The 16,558-nt window shown below is 38.6% G+C and carries 16 protein-coding genes; 3 read left to right on the top strand and 13 right to left on the bottom strand.

Annotation, left to right across the window (positions count from 1 at the left end; translation table 11 throughout):
• Positions 1 to 13 precede the first annotated feature (13 nt).
• Together H140_RS0101090 and H140_RS0101085 are read left to right on the top strand one after the other, a co-directional pair.
• On the top strand, positions 14 to 1,399 hold the full coding sequence (locus H140_RS0101090; RefSeq protein WP_019671809.1) for a WS/DGAT/MGAT family O-acyltransferase: 1,386 nt from the start codon (positions 14 to 16) through the stop codon (positions 1,397 to 1,399).
• A 194-nt stretch (positions 1,400 to 1,593) separates the two neighbouring features.
• Entirely contained in the window at positions 1,594 to 3,048 is a 1,455-nt protein-coding gene (locus H140_RS0101085) for a wax ester/triacylglycerol synthase family O-acyltransferase (RefSeq protein WP_019671808.1), read from the top strand.
• Between the two features lie 94 nt (positions 3,049 to 3,142).
• On the opposite strand, the gene H140_RS0101080 is transcribed toward H140_RS0101085, so the two are convergent.
• Both H140_RS0101080 and H140_RS0101075 read right to left on the bottom strand, forming a co-directional pair.
• Positions 3,143 to 3,652 carry a hypothetical protein gene (locus H140_RS0101080; RefSeq protein WP_019671807.1) on the bottom strand — a complete coding sequence of 170 codons (510 nt, stop codon included), beginning with the start codon at positions 3,650 to 3,652 and terminating at the stop codon, positions 3,143 to 3,145.
• 39 nt (positions 3,653 to 3,691) lie between these two features.
• Positions 3,692 to 6,769, bottom strand: a complete 3,078-nt coding sequence (locus tag H140_RS0101075; RefSeq protein ID WP_019671806.1) for an insulinase family protein — start codon at positions 6,767 to 6,769, stop codon at positions 3,692 to 3,694.
• Between the two features lie 695 nt (positions 6,770 to 7,464).
• Here H140_RS0101075 and H140_RS0101070 point away from each other — a divergent pair.
• Entirely contained in the window at positions 7,465 to 8,481 is a 1,017-nt protein-coding gene (locus tag H140_RS0101070; protein ID WP_019671805.1) for an adenosine kinase, read from the top strand.
• Between the two features lie 254 nt (positions 8,482 to 8,735).
• Here the strand turns inward: H140_RS0101070 and H140_RS0101065 are convergent, their stop codons facing one another.
• The 11 genes from H140_RS0101065 to H140_RS0101020 form a co-directional block, all read right to left on the bottom strand.
• The gene (locus tag H140_RS0101065; RefSeq protein ID WP_019671804.1) at positions 8,736 to 10,031 is read right to left on the bottom strand and encodes an O-acetylhomoserine aminocarboxypropyltransferase/cysteine synthase family protein; all 1,296 of its coding nucleotides are present in this window, start codon (positions 10,029 to 10,031) and stop codon (positions 8,736 to 8,738) included.
• A gap of 338 nt (positions 10,032 to 10,369) precedes the next feature.
• Entirely contained in the window at positions 10,370 to 10,825 is a 456-nt protein-coding gene (locus H140_RS0101060; protein WP_019671803.1) for a hypothetical protein, read from the bottom strand.
• A gap of 1 nt (position 10,826) precedes the next feature.
• Positions 10,827 to 11,327, bottom strand: a complete 501-nt coding sequence (locus H140_RS0101055) for a polymorphic toxin-type HINT domain-containing protein (RefSeq protein ID WP_409371729.1) — start codon at positions 11,325 to 11,327, stop codon at positions 10,827 to 10,829.
• A 148-nt stretch (positions 11,328 to 11,475) separates the two neighbouring features.
• A complete protein-coding gene (locus H140_RS0101050; RefSeq protein WP_019671801.1) occupies positions 11,476 to 11,910 on the bottom strand; it encodes a hypothetical protein in 435 nt (144 codons plus the stop codon).
• Positions 11,911 to 12,042: 132 nt separating this feature from the next.
• On the bottom strand, positions 12,043 to 12,567 hold the full coding sequence (locus tag H140_RS0101045) for a hypothetical protein (protein ID WP_019671800.1): 525 nt from the start codon (positions 12,565 to 12,567) through the stop codon (positions 12,043 to 12,045).
• Between the two features lie 95 nt (positions 12,568 to 12,662).
• Positions 12,663 to 13,127 (bottom strand): hypothetical protein, encoded by a 465-nt coding sequence (locus H140_RS0101040; RefSeq protein WP_019671799.1) that lies wholly within the window; start codon positions 13,125 to 13,127, stop codon positions 12,663 to 12,665.
• 12 nt (positions 13,128 to 13,139) lie between these two features.
• Positions 13,140 to 14,222: a polymorphic toxin-type HINT domain-containing protein gene (locus tag H140_RS15035; RefSeq protein ID WP_019671798.1), complete on the bottom strand. Its 1,083-nt coding sequence runs from the start codon at positions 14,220 to 14,222 to the stop codon at positions 13,140 to 13,142.
• The gene (locus tag H140_RS15745; RefSeq protein ID WP_156819041.1) at positions 14,168 to 14,458 is read right to left on the bottom strand and encodes a hypothetical protein; all 291 of its coding nucleotides are present in this window, start codon (positions 14,456 to 14,458) and stop codon (positions 14,168 to 14,170) included. The genes H140_RS15035 and H140_RS15745 overlap by 55 nt, the downstream gene beginning before the upstream one ends.
• Before the next feature lie 201 nt (positions 14,459 to 14,659).
• Positions 14,660 to 15,130, bottom strand: a complete 471-nt coding sequence (locus tag H140_RS0101030; protein ID WP_019671797.1) for a hypothetical protein — start codon at positions 15,128 to 15,130, stop codon at positions 14,660 to 14,662.
• A gap of 15 nt (positions 15,131 to 15,145) precedes the next feature.
• Positions 15,146 to 15,991, bottom strand: a complete 846-nt coding sequence (locus H140_RS0101025; RefSeq protein ID WP_019671796.1) for a DUF6973 domain-containing protein — start codon at positions 15,989 to 15,991, stop codon at positions 15,146 to 15,148.
• A 183-nt stretch (positions 15,992 to 16,174) separates the two neighbouring features.
• Positions 16,175 to 16,558: a hypothetical protein gene (locus tag H140_RS0101020; RefSeq protein WP_019671795.1), complete on the bottom strand. Its 384-nt coding sequence runs from the start codon at positions 16,556 to 16,558 to the stop codon at positions 16,175 to 16,177.

The raw sequence follows: 16,558 nt of genomic DNA, 5'->3' as shown, positions 1-16,558 counted from the left end.
GCAAGGGAATGTTATGCGTCTATTATCTATTGTCGACTTATTATTTTTACTGCTAGAAAAGCGGAAGCAGCCCATGCACGTTGGCGGCTTATTTTTATTTGAGCAGCCAGAAGATGCTGATCCAGATTATGTGCTTTCGTTAGTGCAGCAAATGCAAACATCAACCACACCACCAACCTTCCCATTCAACCAGGTACTCCAAAATCTGGCATGTTGGGAGGTTGATGAGGATTTTGATGTTGAGCATCATTTGCGCCACATTGCCCTGCCAAAGCCTGCTCGGGTGCGTGAATTACTGTCTTATATTTCCAAAGAGCATGGACGCTTATTGGATCGTGCACGTCCATTGTGGGAGTGTCATATTATTGAAGGCATTGAGCCAGAGTCAGAAGGTCGACCCAACCGCTTTGGTCTCTACTTTAAAATTCATCACTCTTTAGTCGATGGCATCGCAGCGATGCGCTTGGTACAAAAGTCGCTGTCACAATCGCCAAATGAAACCATTACCCTACCTCTGTGGGCATTGATGATGCGTCATCGCTATCAGCTAGAAAGCGTTCTGCCGCCTAAACGCACCGTCAGAACCATAGTAAAAGATCAGTTAAAAACCACCAGACCAGTCATCTCTGAGCTGGCGAAGACGCTGACTCAAGGCTCAAACTCACATTATGTAAAAACCACGCAAGCGCCTGCGAGTATTTTGAACCAAAGTATCTCAAGCTCACGTCGCTTTATCGCTGAGTCTTATGATATCGCCCGTTTTAGACGCATCTCAAAGTGTTTAAATGTCAGTATTAATGATGTGGTTCTAGCGGTCTGCTCAGGGGCATTGCGAGAGTATTTATCCTGTTTACAAGCCTTGCCAAAACAGCCACTTATCGCTTGGGTGCCCTACTCCATGCGCAAAGATGGCAGTGCTGCTGGCAACCAATTTGCGTTTATTCTGTGCAACTTAGGTACTCACTGCCCAGATCCCTTGACCCGCTTAAAGCTGGTGCATAAGAGCATGAACGATGGCAAAAAGCGCTTCGGGCGTATGAGTCAATCAGAAGTGATTAATTACAGCTTGGTGGCTTATAGCTGGGAACTTGTGAACATTTTGACCGACCTCTACCCTAAAAAGCAGGCATTTAACCTCATTATCTCTAATGTACCAGGCTCTACAAAAAAGCTATACTGGAATGGCTCTGAGCTAAGAGCTTTGTATCCAGCTTCGATTTTGTTTAATGGTCAGGCAATGAATATTACTCTTGCCAGCTACTTAGATCGAATTGAATTTGGTATTGTAGCTTGTAGTAAGACGTTGCCAAAAGTACAAAATATGCTTAAGCTATTAGAGGTTGAAATCACAGGCTATGAACAAGTTTGTGATGAAATAGAGTCTGGCATACGTGAATAGTTACGATAGTCGCCTTTCTTTTAGATCCCATTGACCAGTCATCTTCGTAGAAAAAATGAGATAAACCTGTCTTAATCATCGCAGAGCATGGTAAATCTAGCCTGTTTTTACATGAAAATGAAATTTTCTTTAAAGCTAGATTTCTATTGAACACATGTGGTGAATGTTCCACAGACCCTAGTACAAGGACTAAAATGCGCCTTACCTCATTAGTCGAGCAACTGCTCTTATTATTAGAAAAACGTAAACAGCCCATGCACGTAGGTGGGCTGTTTTTATTTGATATTCCTACTAGTTACCCGACCAGTGACCCATGCCCAAGCAATGAACTATCGAACAAAGCAGATGCTACATATTATGCAAGCACAAGCGGTAGCCACTTTGTCAAAGCACTGGCTCAGCAAATCCGCCATGCAAATATCCAGCCGACCTTTCCTTTTAATCAGGTGCTGCATAATTTAACTGTGTGGAAGCCTAGTCATAAGTTTGATAGCTATTATCATTTTCATCATACCATCTTGCCTAAACCACATAGTGTGACTAGATTTTTAAAATATATCTCAGATGTACATAGCAATATCTTAGACAAGGCTCATCCACTTTGGGAGTGTCATTTAATTGAAGGTATTGAGCCTGAAGTGGAGGGTCAGCCACAGCGCTTTGCATTATATTTTAAGATTCATCACGCCTTAGTCGATGGTATCGCAGCGATGCGCTTGGTAGAAAGATCATTATCACCCTTAGCAACTGAAACCATGAGCTTACCACCTTGGGCATTATTATCGCGCCATCCTACAAACCTAGAACGCATTGCACCACCCAAACGCAAAGTAACTCAGCTACTAAAAGAGCAGGTTGCCAGTATTAAGCCAGTGTTACAAGAGCTAAAACATGACCACCAACAGCGTGATACCCCTGGGTACGTATCTACCCTACAAGCCCCCAGCAGCCCACTGAATCAGAAAATCACCCAATCTCGGCAGCTATTAACCGCAGATATCAAACTATCTCGCTTGCAGCGCTTAGCAGATGAGCTCAGTAGCACAGATCTAAAGCTAAGCTTAAATGATGTGATACTAGCAGTATGCTCTGGTGCGCTGCGTCAATATTTATTAGAACTAGATGAGTTGCCCGATAAGCCATTAACTGCCTTTGTACCTGTGTCACTGCGCAAAGATGACAGTGCTTCGGGCAATCAAGCCTCCCTAGTACTGTGCAATCTAGGCACTCACTTTGTCGATGCCAGACAGAGGCTACAAGCGATCCATGACAGCATGACAGTTGGTAAAGATAAGTTTGGGCGTATGCAACAGACACAGGTAATTAATTACAGTGCCGTTGCTTATGCATGGGAGGGCTTGAACTTATTAACCAACCTTTATCCCAAAAAGCAAGCATATAACATTTTGATCTCTAATATTCCTGGACCAAAACAGCCACTATACTGGAACGGTGCTAAGCTATCTGCGCTATATCCAGCATCTATTTTACTTGATGGTCAGGCGTTAAATATCACGTTAGCCAGCTATTTAGATCAGCTCCACATTGGCATTCTTGGCTGTGATGATATCCTGCCCCATCTTGAGCGCTTGCCTGAGTTACTTGAGCAAGCACTCAAGCAGTTAGAAGCTTTAGTTGACTCTGATTAAGGATAGATATTGAGGAATAGATAGTAAGGGCTAGATAGTGAGTATTGACTAATGGGTATTGTGACTATGGTAAAGCTTTAAGCTTAGACAAGGTTTAACGCTTCGAACTAAGTTTTGACCACAAATATTGCAACCATCCTAAGCCAAAACGCACCACCACATAGTTAATAAATAAGCCGATTGCACCACTGATGACCAGCATCGCAATCACCCCGTCTGCAACCAACTGCGCCATCGTTATCTGAGTGAGCGGCCACTCATACAAAGACCACAACATCAACATGGAAGTCATCAGTAGGACTAATAACGCAATCAATAGCCCCAACCGATGACGCTCTAAAGGCTCTAAGTAACGCCCATGCTGTCTGCTAAAGACACCTATCACCATTGTATGCAACACCACCACAATAAATAGTGACAACGCCAAACCAGTTATTGGCACGCCAAGCTTAGTCAATAACGATGCGATAAACACATAGCCCAAGGCATAAGGCACCGCATAGTATAACAGCGCCTTGTACGACTGAGTCTGTACGGTTTGATGCATAGCTAATGGGTCTGGAGCAGCGGCTGCCTGTTGTGGCGAAAGTGGCTCATCATGCATAAGGCTTATTTCTCATATTTATATTTTGCCACTCAGCGGTTAACTGGCAACTTTATCGACCGTAAAGCCAAGCTCAGTGACCACCGCCTCTTTATCATACGGTGCCAATACTGCTTTACTGTGCGGCTTATCTTGCAGATAACTACGTGCCACACGCTGTAAGTCTTCTAATGTAACAGCCAAGATATTACCACGCATCTTTTGTTGCCATGCCTCGCCTCGCTGATGCAGCTCTGCAAAGCATGATTTGACCGCCTCACCAGCAGGTGATCCTGGCTTATCCATACCAGACACGATACCTAAGATAGCTTCTTCTAACTGCTCTGGCTGCTGTGGCTCATTAAGTAGCCACTCAATACTGGCACTAAAGTGATCAAAAGTCTCAGCACAATGCGGATCTCGGTAGCTAAAGAACTTGAAGGCACAGGCATTGGCATCGTAGCCTGCACCGCCACCATAAGCGCCACCACGTTCACGAATGGCACTGTGTAAGTAGCCATTGCGCAAATAAGGCGCCAATACCATAAGAGGCGCTGCGTCTGGATGGTCAGCAGTAACAGTAGGATAGACAGCAGCATTATGATAGACATTGGTTGCAACTAGCCACGCTAAGTCTGCACTCTGCTTATCACTAACTTGATGTAAATCCTTATCTTTTGCGTTGAGTACAGCAGATGTCAAAGGTATCTGCATATACTCAACAGGGATATTGGCAGCTATATCTTGAGTCTTCCCATGCTCTACACTCGTCTCTAGTCCTTCCTCATTACCAGAGTCAGTACGTGCCAAACGCTGCCAACTTTGTTCAATCAAACCTTTAAGACGCTCAGTTTGATCTGGCTCACAGACAATTAATGCTTGCTTTGGCAAACCTGCCAAGCGTTGGTGCAGCGCCATTAACGCACTGGCTAACTGATCCCACTTAGTCTCATCTTCTTCGGCATTATCTAAAAACTCTTTTAAGACATTTAACGCAGGTAAGCCACTTCTGGCATACTCAAGCTCAGCTTGACGGCTCATAGCACGGCTTGCTGTCTGCATTGCATAGGCATGACCTGCATTTGCTAAGCGTGACTGCCACCCAGCTCGTTTTTGTTGCAATAATTCTTTAATACGATCCTGCTCTGTAAATACGCTATGCTGTAACACATCTTTTACTAAGCCAATTGCCTCAGGTTTACGATTTAAGGCACGTGTGGCTACCACAAAGTAGCTGGTCAGAGTATTTGCATCATTTATTGACGTACGCTGACTGATACGTGCGGTTACTCCTGATGAATGAGCGGCTTGTACTGCTTGAAACTCACGTGCACTTAATGTATCCGTACCTAGATCCGAGAGTAGCCCTAGATAAATTGGTAACAAGGGATGATTGATTAGCTCATCTTCACCTACTAATGGCATAATAAGCTGATAGTAATACAAGCCATTGGTGCCAGCTTCATATTGATATAACACACTACTTTGGCCCTCAAGCTCGATATCTAGCTGTTTGCCATGAGTAAAGCTTACCGACTCTGGCACATCCTCTAAGCCTACTTTTGGCAATAAGCTTAAATCATCCTCTGCCGCTTGACGTGCGGTCAAGTCGGCGGCTTGCTGTTTTAACTGAGCTTTATCAGCCTCGGTTAATTTTGCCTCAATGGCATCCAGACGTGCTTGCTCTGCCGCTGCCAATCGTGCGCTTTTACCTTCATCTGGCACTAATGTGACACGCACACGGTGAGCGTTGTCCAATAAGTATTGTTTAATCAATGCTGGCAACCAAGCAGGATCTTTTACCTGTTCACGTAGCCACTGTAAATGCTCATCCACTTGCCAAATATCAATGGGGTTACCATCATGAATGGCGGTACTAAAGCCTTCTAACATTAGGTTTAAACCATAAGGAATGCTATCGCCACCGATATGACGCTGATCTATTTCTATCTGATGCAAAATAGTTTCAATGGCTTCAGCATCGATCTCACTACTTGCTATCTGCTGTAATAGATCTAAAATACCCTGCTCAATCGCGTCTGCATGCTCAGCTTCAGAGCCACGAACACCAGCATAAAACACCATTTCAAAATGGCTATCATCTAAGCCTAATAGTGGACTTGGACCTGTTGCTAATGGATGGCTATCTAGATACGCTCTTAGGGGTGAGCCTGCGTGTTCAATCAACACCCCCTCCACTAAACGCAAAGCCAAACGCAATCTTGGGTTGGTAATCTCAGGCAGCAACCACGCTAGCACATGATGCGTTTGTGCCTTGTCAACCTTATCTACCGTATAGCTTTCAGTCACTTGAATTGGCGCAGTTAAACGTTGCTCTGGACGTGATTCATGCTTTTTGCCAATCTCAAATTGGGTCAAGGCGTCTTGATGTAGTTTCGCCTGAGTTTCAGCGACAGGGATATTACCAAAACTCATAATCACACTGTTCGATGGGTGATAATGACTTTGGTGAAAATCAACCAATTCTTGGTGAGTTAAATCTGGGATATCGGCAGGATCACCACCTGAATTGTAATGATAGGTAGTGGTCGGGAATAAGTGTGAAGCCACGCTGTGATACAGCTGATCTATCTCGCCACTCATCGCCCCTTTCATTTCGTTAAATACAATCCCCTTAAACTGAGGTTTATCTTGCTCATCAAGCTCAACACGTATGCCTTCTTGCGCAAAGTCTAGCGGATGCAAATTTGGGAAAAAAGCCGCATCCAGATAGATAGACAACAGGTTAAAGTAGTCATTCTTATTTTGAGTGGCAAAGGGATAGGCTGTCCAGTCTGCTGCCGTCATCGCATTCATAAAGGTATTTAGCGACCGCTTTATCATTGAAAAAAATGGGTCACGTACTGGATATTTTGCCGACCCACACAAGGCTGTATGCTCTAAAATATGAGCTTCACCTTTAGAATCCATAGGTTGGGTACGAAAGCCAACTAAAAAAGCATTTTCATTACTAGGATGTGCCAAATGATAGTGCATTGCGCCTGTTTGGTTATGCTGGCAAATTAGCACATCCAATGATAACGCTTCAACTTGACGGTGTTCAAGAAGTTTAAAACTCGGATGCAGGGTTAAATCAGGGGTAGCTTTGATTGATAGGGTAGAATCAGTAGTCGTCATATTCTCGCTCATGCTCATAGGTTGGATTCGCTATTAATAAGTATTAGGGGCTATATAGAAGTTATCTTATGAGGGCTTGGTAGGGTCAGGTTTTGTAGATACACTGCCCTACTGGCGATGATACTGGCTATCATACAATTGCAGTCATACAATTACGGTCATACGATGGCTGTATTTTTATTCATAACTTTTTTATTTGATATTTCATCATAATTAGGACTGCCCTTTTTTTAGAAATATACCTTAAGCCTTATCTATGGTGGCATTTATTATTTTTTAAAGCAGGGGTTTCGTTTTCTGCCAAATATTTTAGTTAGGACTTACGCACGAGTAGATATTATGGCAACTGGTCATCATTTGTGAATCCTCTGAAAGTAGAGCCAGACGCTCCATAAATAATAACCAGTCGTTTTTATAGCCTTGAAATCGTATTTTTGTGTAAGTCCTATTTGGGTTAAAAGCTATTAAGCAGAAATATCTGTTGTTACGTCATCACAATATCTGGCTTTGTTAATGCTCGGAGGATATTGTACCGCACAAATGGACTTAGGTAGAGTTAAACAAATAAGCTATCATTTTCATCGCAACCCTGCAAAAGTATGTCAATATACAGTATGATAGCCACTTTGAATACAAATCAATAACTTATCCTAAACCTCATTAATCTCAACAACTTTTAACCAATTGGAATCGCTATGTACGATGTTATGGCCATAGGCAATGCCTTAGTCGATCACGAATATCAACTAAATGATGAGCAATTAATCAAAACCAGCTTAGCCAAGGGTACAATGACTCTGGCTAGCTTTGACGAGCAAACTCAACTATTAAATGAGTTTAAAGCACAGCAGATACAGCCATCCAAACAGTCAGGTGGTGGCTCTGCGGCTAACGCCATGTATGCGTTTTCTTGTCTTGGTGGCAAGTCTTTTTATGGATGTCGTGTGGGAGACGATGAAGCTGGTAAATTTTATTTAAACGATTTAAATCAAGCTGGTGTTGCTACCTCTGACCAATTATCAATCACACATGATGGTGTTACTGGCTCATGCGTAGTCGCTATCACTCCTGATGGTGAGCGCACCATGCAAACATACTTAGGCACATCAAGTGATATTCAACAAGCAAATATTGACTTAGACGCCCTAAGTCAAAGTGACTGGCTATACTTTGAAGGCTATCTGGCAATGTCTGAAGCCCTACGCCCAGATCTACAAAAAATTCGTAAGCAAGCTATTGATAATAACACAAAAATAGCTGTGAGCTTTGCTGATCCTGCGGTCGTAAACTTTGGTAAGGAGGGTCTTGTTGAGATGCTCGGAGAGGGTGTTGATACTATCTTTTGTAATGTGGATGAAGCCAAGCTATTTACTGATGCCAAAGATATAAAACAAGCCGCCCAAGTGTTAACTAACTATTGTCAATTGGCGGTCGTTACCAGTGGCCCTGACGATACCGTCATTTGTCAGCGTGACAAAGATGGCGCACGCCATCTCACCATTGTCAGCCCACCAACCGTAGATAACGCTATTGACACCAATGGAGCTGGTGATAACTATTCAGGTGCTTTTTTGTACGCACTTACCCAAGGTTACTCGTTACAGCAGTGCGCTCAGTTGGCAGGACACGTGGCTAGTCGCATCGTACAGCAGTTTGGACCTAGATTGACATCCGAGCAGTACCAACAGATTGCACAGCAGATTTTAGGTTAAGTTTAAATCCGTCTTCTTAAGATTATTAACCACTTATCTAACCTAACTATTTAAAAACAAAAACCCTAAACCATTTATTTATTGGCTTAGGGTTTTTTATGATTCGCAGATAATGACTTTTAGCCAATCAAAGCTAAACTGATACCTTTTCTGAAAAATAATCTATCTTTGTCAAACTCGCTAAACCTACTACTTGTAGCGTTTACACTCTTTTTCCTCGATATCTTAATTTTCAGATTTGGTATGACATTGAACTAGGCTTTGTCTAATGCTTGTGCCAAATCTGCCTTAATGTCCTCAATATGCTCAATACCAATAGACAGGCGAATCATATCTTCACTGACCCCCGCTTTAGCCAACTCACCTGCATTTAACTGACGGTGGGTGGTAGTGGCTGGGTGACTGGCCAATGATTTGGCATCACCGATATTCACCAAACGCGTAATTAAGTTCAATGCATCAATAAATCGTGCGCCTGCTTCACGTCCACCTTTTACCCCAAAGGTTAAAATAGCAGATGGCGTGCCTTTCATGTACTTTTTAGCCAGCTCATGATCTGGATGGTCCGACAGACCAGCATACTTAACCCACGCTACTTTGTCATGGTCTTTTAGATATTCTGCCACTGCTTGAGCGTTTTGTACATGACGCTCCATACGCAAGCTTAATGTCTGAATACCTTGCAAAATACTAAACGCATTAAGTGGGCTTAACGCTGCACCAGTATTGCGTAAAGGTGCTACACGAGCACGAGCGATAAAGGCTGCTGCACCGACATCTTTAACAAAGTTCACGCCATGATAACTAATATCAGGCTGGTTCAATAAAGGAAAGCGCTCAGGATAATCACCCCAGTTAAAGCTGCCACTATCCACAATAGCACCACCGATAGAGGTGCCTGTACCACTCATATACTTGGTCAAGGAGTGAATAACAATATCAGCACCAAACTCAAATGGACGACATAAGACAGGCGTTGCTACCGTATTATCAATCACCACAGGCACACCATATTGATGGGCTGCATCCGCTATCGCTCGTATGTCGATAATATTACCTAATGGGTTGCCGATACTTTCAGCAAAAACCATTTTAGTTTTTTCATCGACCAGATCATGTATGGCCTCAGGGTTTGTATGATCAAAAAAACGCACCTCAATACCTTGGCGAGGTAATGCGTGAGCAAATAAGTTATACGTGCCTCCATATAACGTTGAAACAGCAATAATATTATCCCCTGCTTCACAAATGGTCTGCACAGCATACGTAATCGCCGCCATACCTGATGCAACAGCCAAAGCGCCAATACCACCTTCTAAAGCCGCTACACGCTCCTCTAATACGGCATTGGTTGGGTTCATAATACGGGTATAGATATTACCCGCTACTTTTAAATCAAACAAATCCGCACCATGTTGGGTGTCGTCAAAAGCATAGGAGCTGGTGTGATAAATGGGAACAGCTACTGCCTTAGTAGTTGGCTCTACACTATATCCAGCATGAATAGACAAGGTTTCTAGGTGGTGGTTGTTTGTGCTGTCATTACTCATGGTTCTTCCTTAATTTAAAGATTTAATTAACTGCTAAATTTGATTTAATAATAGCATATGGCTTAATGTTGTTAAAATATATATTCCTAATTACAGATATTCCCAATTCATATATCTTGACACACAAACCAGACTGACCTCTGCTATCAAATCCGTACACCTAAACTTGGGAGGTTTTAATCAGGTGGCTTGATGATAGGTAGCCATCCTGCACTCACTACCCAAAATGGATGTTCTTCTGTGGTTTGGAAAGTTTCGGTATTTTTTAGTTTATAAATTCGCTAATCAAAATAAGAAAAGCTGGGCTTAAAACCCAACCTTTCTTATTATGAAAGCGTTTAGTCAATATTAGAAAGTGTATAGCCATCATTTGATATATAATCTGGAAGGTTATTAAAACAAAGAAGTTGATCTCCCCAATTTAAAATAACAAACATTTCATCATCAAATACAAAAGCGTAACCAGCTGTTATAGACTTATACATGACGTAAAAAATATTTGTAACTTTAAGACTTTTGAAATCTTTCAAATTTAAAAAATTTGTAAGATCTCTTATTCTAATAATACCGTATTCTTCCATATCTACATTTTTCAATGGCTTGTCTTGACTTAAAACAATTCCTTCTCCGGTGCTATCCACTTCGAATGTAATATTCAGATCATTGAAAAAAATATTAAATCTTAAAATATCAATATCTTTAAAATTTTCTCCTATAAACTCAATACTTTCAAAAAATACCTCACCACAGATTTTTGTAATTTCTTTACCAATAAGTTTTGATATTAAAGACATACTATTTAGCCTTAGCTATTGCTGTTTTGACGGAAGTATTTGAAGTAACTCCGTCCTTTAATATAGTAACAAATTCACCATTAGGTTTAGTAACCACGACATCATTACCCTTTATAAAAAATAGCACATCCCCTCTACCTCCATTTACTCCTTGACCAGAGAATGTTCCAGTAATAACTTTATCAGGATTATTACCAATATCGTTAATTTTTTTAGTGATCATATCTCTATCAGCTTTCTTAGTAACATCACCCCCAAAATCTTGAACATGCTTTCCTAATTTTCTACCGAGCTGAGTGCTGTTTACTGTAAATTTAGGAATCTCTGTATTTTTAAGGTATGTATAACAACTATTATGCACCCAAACCCCAAACTCACCGATATGATAAGTATGGAATTCATCTACCTCAAAGTTATATACTGTATCGGTTTTATCAAGCTTGGTTTGGCTAACAACGGTCAATATATCATTGTTTCTATCAATAAACTTCATTCCAGCTATTAAGGCAGAGGCTGGTATCCAACCACTACCATCTACCCAAAATGGATGCTCTTCTGTGGTTTATAAATTGGATAGCATAGATAACAAAGGCTAGGATTAAAACCTAGCCTTTGATTTATTGGCGTTTAATTGTGGTACGGTAGCGTGCTTAGATACCTATAACATAAGTTCCTTCGTAATTATTATCGTAAACTTTCATTAAAAAGCCTATAAGCTTATTTAAGTATTCTATCACTTCTGTTTTATTGTTATTTAAATACCCTAGTAATTCATTAGAATAATAGGATAAATCTTCTTTATCAATATCGTATTTTTCAAATTTCTGCTCTTTATCAATCAACTTAGAAATTATATTTCTAGTGCTCTCCAAGTTATGAGTATGGTTTCCCCAATGATAATAAATAAACTCATCACTACCTTCAGGAAATTCTGTTCGAAACACTGACTCAAATAATGAAAAAGCTTCTTCAGAAACCCTCATAGAGTTTTCATATATATATTCTGATTTTTTATCTATAAAACCAATTTGAAAACACAATCCTGGTTGTAAATCTTGAACATAAGTCATTTTTAAATTAATCATAAAAACCCTTATATTTAATGATTATTTTTTAAATTGAATATAATATTTGCGTGACAAATACTCTAAAAATACAATTTTTAAATAAGTAATCACTGAGCTTATCATAAAAAATCAAGGTAGAAAACTTTACTTTTAAATATCATTTATATCTAATATAGCTCTTAAGTCTTTATTAGTAACTTCCCAACTTGATACACCTTCAACCTTCTCTGATAAATACAAATAAAACCTACTAATATTATTCTCATCGAAATAATATATTGGAAAATAATGACCATAAGATTCATATATTTCATCAAAATACTGGTTAGATGACAATACTTCAAGACGCTCTGAGATAAACATAAAACTTTCTGTTATATAGAAACCACTATTTTCATCATAGATATTAGGATAGGCTTCTTCTTTGGGGATTATAGTATAGATATCTATTGATTTGACATGGTTTTTTGAGCTTTCATATCTTTTAATCAACCCAACCGTTTGCCTTGAATTAAGAGCAATTTTAGCTGCATGTTTCCACTGAGATATATACTTCTTTAAAGACCAATCATTTGTCATTAAATCAAATGTTTCGTATTCTCCACCTAAATTTATTCTAATTTTAGCAGTATTTTTAACATCATCTTGGCATAGAATGCTTAATAAAGAGCTCATATCAATCCTTAAAAATATTCAAATGCTTGTCTGCGGTACCAATACGGTTACCTTTTCGATCAAATACCTTCCGTACTTCCAACCTATTAAAAAAACTAGCTAAACAACTCTTTATATTCAAACTCATTTATCACTACATCTTCTAATACATATAATCCATTTGATGCAACTAAATTATATATTCTTCTGATTAATTCATCTTCATTACCATCCACTATTATACTATCTGTTCTATCATACCCACCCTTTACAATGATTGGGCTAGTTATAAAGCTTATATGATGTAGGTTAAAGTTATCTTCTCTTAAACCTGATATTAGATATTCTTTAAATTCAATTGAATCAGTTGATAACTTAATCCTATTATTCCCATTGAAACAAAATGCTTCACTTCCTAAGGATTTATAAAAATTTATGAATTTATTTTCTTCAATAAAATACTGTTTTAAAGCATTATTTCTAACAGCAACTTTATAGCAAATAGTCAGGCTATCGCTAGCCTCTTTTTCAGTTAGCCAATGGTTAAATACAGATATCACAAGAACTCTGAAACTATTCATATTTAAATACTCCTATCTTCTTAAATATCGTCCATCTTCTGATAAGGTGCCAATTCTATTACCTTTCTTATCCAATAGTTTCCAAAAGCTACCACCATGAGCTGAAGAAGTCCCTGCCCGTCTATCTTTAACTATCATATAATTTCCGTACTTATAAACTTTTTGACCATTAAATCTTGACTCTTTAAAGCTACTTATATCTATTCTATCACCTACTTTTAGGTTGCTAGAGGGTTTTACAAAACAACTATTATGCACCCAAACGCCATAAGTCGTTCCACTACTTGTAACGAAATAAGTATGGTCATTATTAACCGTGAGATTATAGGCGGATAAAGGTTCATCGGTAACTTTAATGTTTTGAACAATCTGCCACTGTCCATTTTCACATAACAGCTTATATCCTGCTTTTAAATTACTAGCATCTACCCAATGCGCATTTTCAATCTCACCCTTGTAATGATGACCTTCTGATGAAGGGGGAACAGGGGTGTTATGATCTATTTTTACAAAAAATGGATGTATGGTGTTAGAAACAATAGTTTGCTTATTACCATCCGCATCAACAATATCAATATAGACGGTTTGTTTATAAGCATTGTTATACTGATTGAGTACTGTTTGGAAACTGACAGCACCTGTCTGCTCATTTCGTGACAACACCTGATCACCTATGCTAATACTGTCAATAGTTTTGTAACCAGAAACTGTTTTTATCAACATATCGCCACGGAAAGAGCAGGTTTGAGCCACTTTCCTTAAAGCATAACCACTCCCTGATTTAACCGCTTTGAGCCCAAACTTAGCCACATTACTTAATATGGCTTGAGCCATATATTCTGTGCCTTTTTCTCGTGCCAGTTGCTCCCATGTTTTTGTACCATTTTGAAGTGCTTGAATGTCTTGATAAACTTGATATGCAGTCCATGCTTTATCAGCGACCCAAATAATAGCAGGAATGGCAGCCCATATAGCATTATTCTCAACGGCTGTCTGTGCACTATTTGCCGCAGTATCAACGTCTACATGAGATAATAAGGCTATGCTACCAGCACTAAGCTTAGCAATCCAACAATACGTACTTTCATTAACCAAAGCCTACCGCTAGAGTCTTTAAATAAACGCTGAAAAACAGTTAAGCCAACAATGACCTGTATAAAAGACAAAGGTGATGTTTGTGTTTTTTTGCCATCTATCAATATATATACATATTCTCCAAAAGAACCTAAAATAACAACTAAATCAACTTCATTTGAAAGACAACAAGGCAGTCTTTTACCCTTAAACAAATCTCTAAATTTTACTGGAAATCGATAGTAATAATTTTCCAAAGGTATATCAACAGTTAGAGGTAAATAGGAAGTCTTAGTGCTATTCGGCGTATCTTTAATTAATGTGCCAGTTGATTTTGGCAGATTACCGATACCTGCTACTTTAATACCGCTTTTGGCAATGAGTTTCTGCTTTTAGGTGTTATTATTTTTTTGGGTGATTACCGTAGGTTTAACTTGCTTTACTTTATACAAAAATTATTACGGCTTATATATATCACTGATAACTATGCAATCAATAGGTTTAATATAGTAAAGCTCAGAATCACTAATATCCATTACTATAATCTTAGATTTTGGTGTACATTGATACGCCACATCTACCTCATTAGACCAAAGAAAAACCTGTCCCTTTTTCTCTTCACCAATACCTTCTAATTGCGTACTTATCATTTTAACCTGCTTGCCATTTTGATAAAATACAAACTTTCGCTTTTGATTTGATAAGTCATAACCATTATAGATATTTATTTGGTCAACTTCTCCAAATAATGTATATAGATTTGGTCTCATAAAATCCTCTAAGGTATAGACACTACCAACTTTATTATCTTGAATAATTTTCTTTGTTAATCTTTTTTCAAAGTCGTTGATATTCTTGATATAAAAAAATAATAGGATTATCAATATTAAAATAATAAGAGCCGTAATTTTTTTAACAATAGTATTCATCTGAAAACCTCCGTATTATGGTGCTAATGGGTTATCAGGTTTTCTCAGAGACTCTCTTCTCTTTCTAATCGATTCACCAGCTCCAGTATGATCCAAATCTTGGAGAATAGTAATCGAATGATTGTAAGCATTATTAGGTAGTTTTACTTTACGTATTACATACGAACCATCAAATATCTTCACAGCCTGATACAAACCATTATTACGATAATATTCCAAGACTAATCTTGCATATTGTTTATTATTTTTATTTGGGTTATTTATTGCAATATACCTACCTATACGGTTATTAAACTGATCAATAACCTCATCAGCATCGGACAAGTTTCTGTAAATAAAACCATCAAGATTCTTGCCTCCATAACTAGGTATATTTATATCCTTCTCCATAACCTTAAACTCATGAGAGTTTCCTACCTCTATTGCTATAGAAGAACCAAACCTTTGAGTAATAATTGATTGCCATAGCACATGACGAAATGCATTGGCAATACCTCCCTCCTGTTTTAAATTACTAGCATTTTTTAAGTTTGGATTATTGTTTATTAAATTAATCTGGAAAGTTGATGTTATAGTGGAGATATTCGGTATTAGTTCTGAACCAGGATCATCCGACACAGTTCCAATTTGGGAAGCTATGCTTGGATGTCTTAATGCAAAACTAGCTTCAAGGAATAAAGAATTATTCTCAACAGCCACCCCTGCACTATTTGCCGCAGCATCACAACTTTGGTTTTTAGCACTTGCTGCAATACAGCCCACACCAGCCGCCGCGAGCTTATGGGCTAAGTTTCGGGCAAAGTCATCAGCATCAATAGGCTTGACTCCCTTACTAAACGCCTCTCCTGCAAAGACATCCACTAAAGAAGCTCGTAAGCTGTTGGTGAGTTTACTCTGTTTTGAAAGGTTAAAGTTACATTTACTAAGCATAAAAAAGGTGAGTTATTTTTATAACTTGTCATGGTATAAAAATAAGTTGCCCTTTTTACACTAAATACCTATGTAGTTTAAATGAAGTGATACTTGAAAATCTGTATTTATGCACTATAAATCTACGTAATTATCAAACTCCCAGTGGAAATATTTAGATAGATTTTTAGACTGTTCAGATAAACCTAGTCCATCAGAATTATTGGCAATTAATTGATTAATAAAATCTAATAAAATATATTTATCAAAATATTTCATTGAAAACTCACCCTTTCGTCGAAAGTATACTTCATAATTATTAATAATAGGACTGTCAGTACAACTGTCATAATAGCTATCTAAACTAAAATAATAATTACTACCAACTTCTCCCTCTCCTAAAGTAAGGTATACTGTTAAATCAAAAAAATTATTATTCAAATCAAACTCGTCGAAACTTTTAGAAAATTCAGTAATATCTTCATGACTGTCAAAGGATATATCTTGAATTGATAGCAT

Source organism: Psychrobacter lutiphocae DSM 21542 (assembly GCF_000382145.1).
Classification (GTDB): domain Bacteria; phylum Pseudomonadota; class Gammaproteobacteria; order Pseudomonadales; family Moraxellaceae; genus Psychrobacter; species Psychrobacter lutiphocae.
This window is presented reverse-complemented; position numbering and strand designations above follow the sequence as displayed.

Excerpts from the sequence above, each read along its gene's own strand:
- H140_RS0101090 (WP_019671809.1), top strand. The coding sequence starts at position 14 with ATGCGTCTATTATCTATTGTCGACTTATTATTTTTACTGCTAGAAAAG.
- H140_RS0101085 (WP_019671808.1), top strand. The coding sequence starts at position 1,594 with ATGCGCCTTACCTCATTAGTCGAGCAACTGCTCTTATTATTAGAAAAA.
- H140_RS0101080 (WP_019671807.1), bottom strand. The coding sequence starts at position 3,652 with ATGCATGATGAGCCACTTTCGCCACAACAGGCAGCCGCTGCTCCAGAC.
- H140_RS0101075 (WP_019671806.1), bottom strand. The coding sequence starts at position 6,769 with ATGACGACTACTGATTCTACCCTATCAATCAAAGCTACCCCTGATTTA.
- H140_RS0101070 (WP_019671805.1), top strand. The coding sequence starts at position 7,465 with ATGTACGATGTTATGGCCATAGGCAATGCCTTAGTCGATCACGAATAT.
- H140_RS0101065 (WP_019671804.1), bottom strand. The coding sequence starts at position 10,031 with ATGAGTAATGACAGCACAAACAACCACCACCTAGAAACCTTGTCTATT.
- H140_RS0101060 (WP_019671803.1), bottom strand. The coding sequence starts at position 10,825 with ATGTCTTTAATATCAAAACTTATTGGTAAAGAAATTACAAAAATCTGT.
- H140_RS0101050 (WP_019671801.1), bottom strand. The coding sequence starts at position 11,910 with ATGATTAATTTAAAAATGACTTATGTTCAAGATTTACAACCAGGATTG.
- H140_RS0101045 (WP_019671800.1), bottom strand. The coding sequence starts at position 12,567 with ATGAGCTCTTTATTAAGCATTCTATGCCAAGATGATGTTAAAAATACT.
- H140_RS0101040 (WP_019671799.1), bottom strand. The coding sequence starts at position 13,127 with ATGAATAGTTTCAGAGTTCTTGTGATATCTGTATTTAACCATTGGCTA.
- H140_RS0101030 (WP_019671797.1), bottom strand. The coding sequence starts at position 15,130 with ATGAATACTATTGTTAAAAAAATTACGGCTCTTATTATTTTAATATTG.
- H140_RS0101020 (WP_019671795.1), bottom strand. The coding sequence starts at position 16,558 with ATGCTATCAATTCAAGATATATCCTTTGACAGTCATGAAGATATTACT.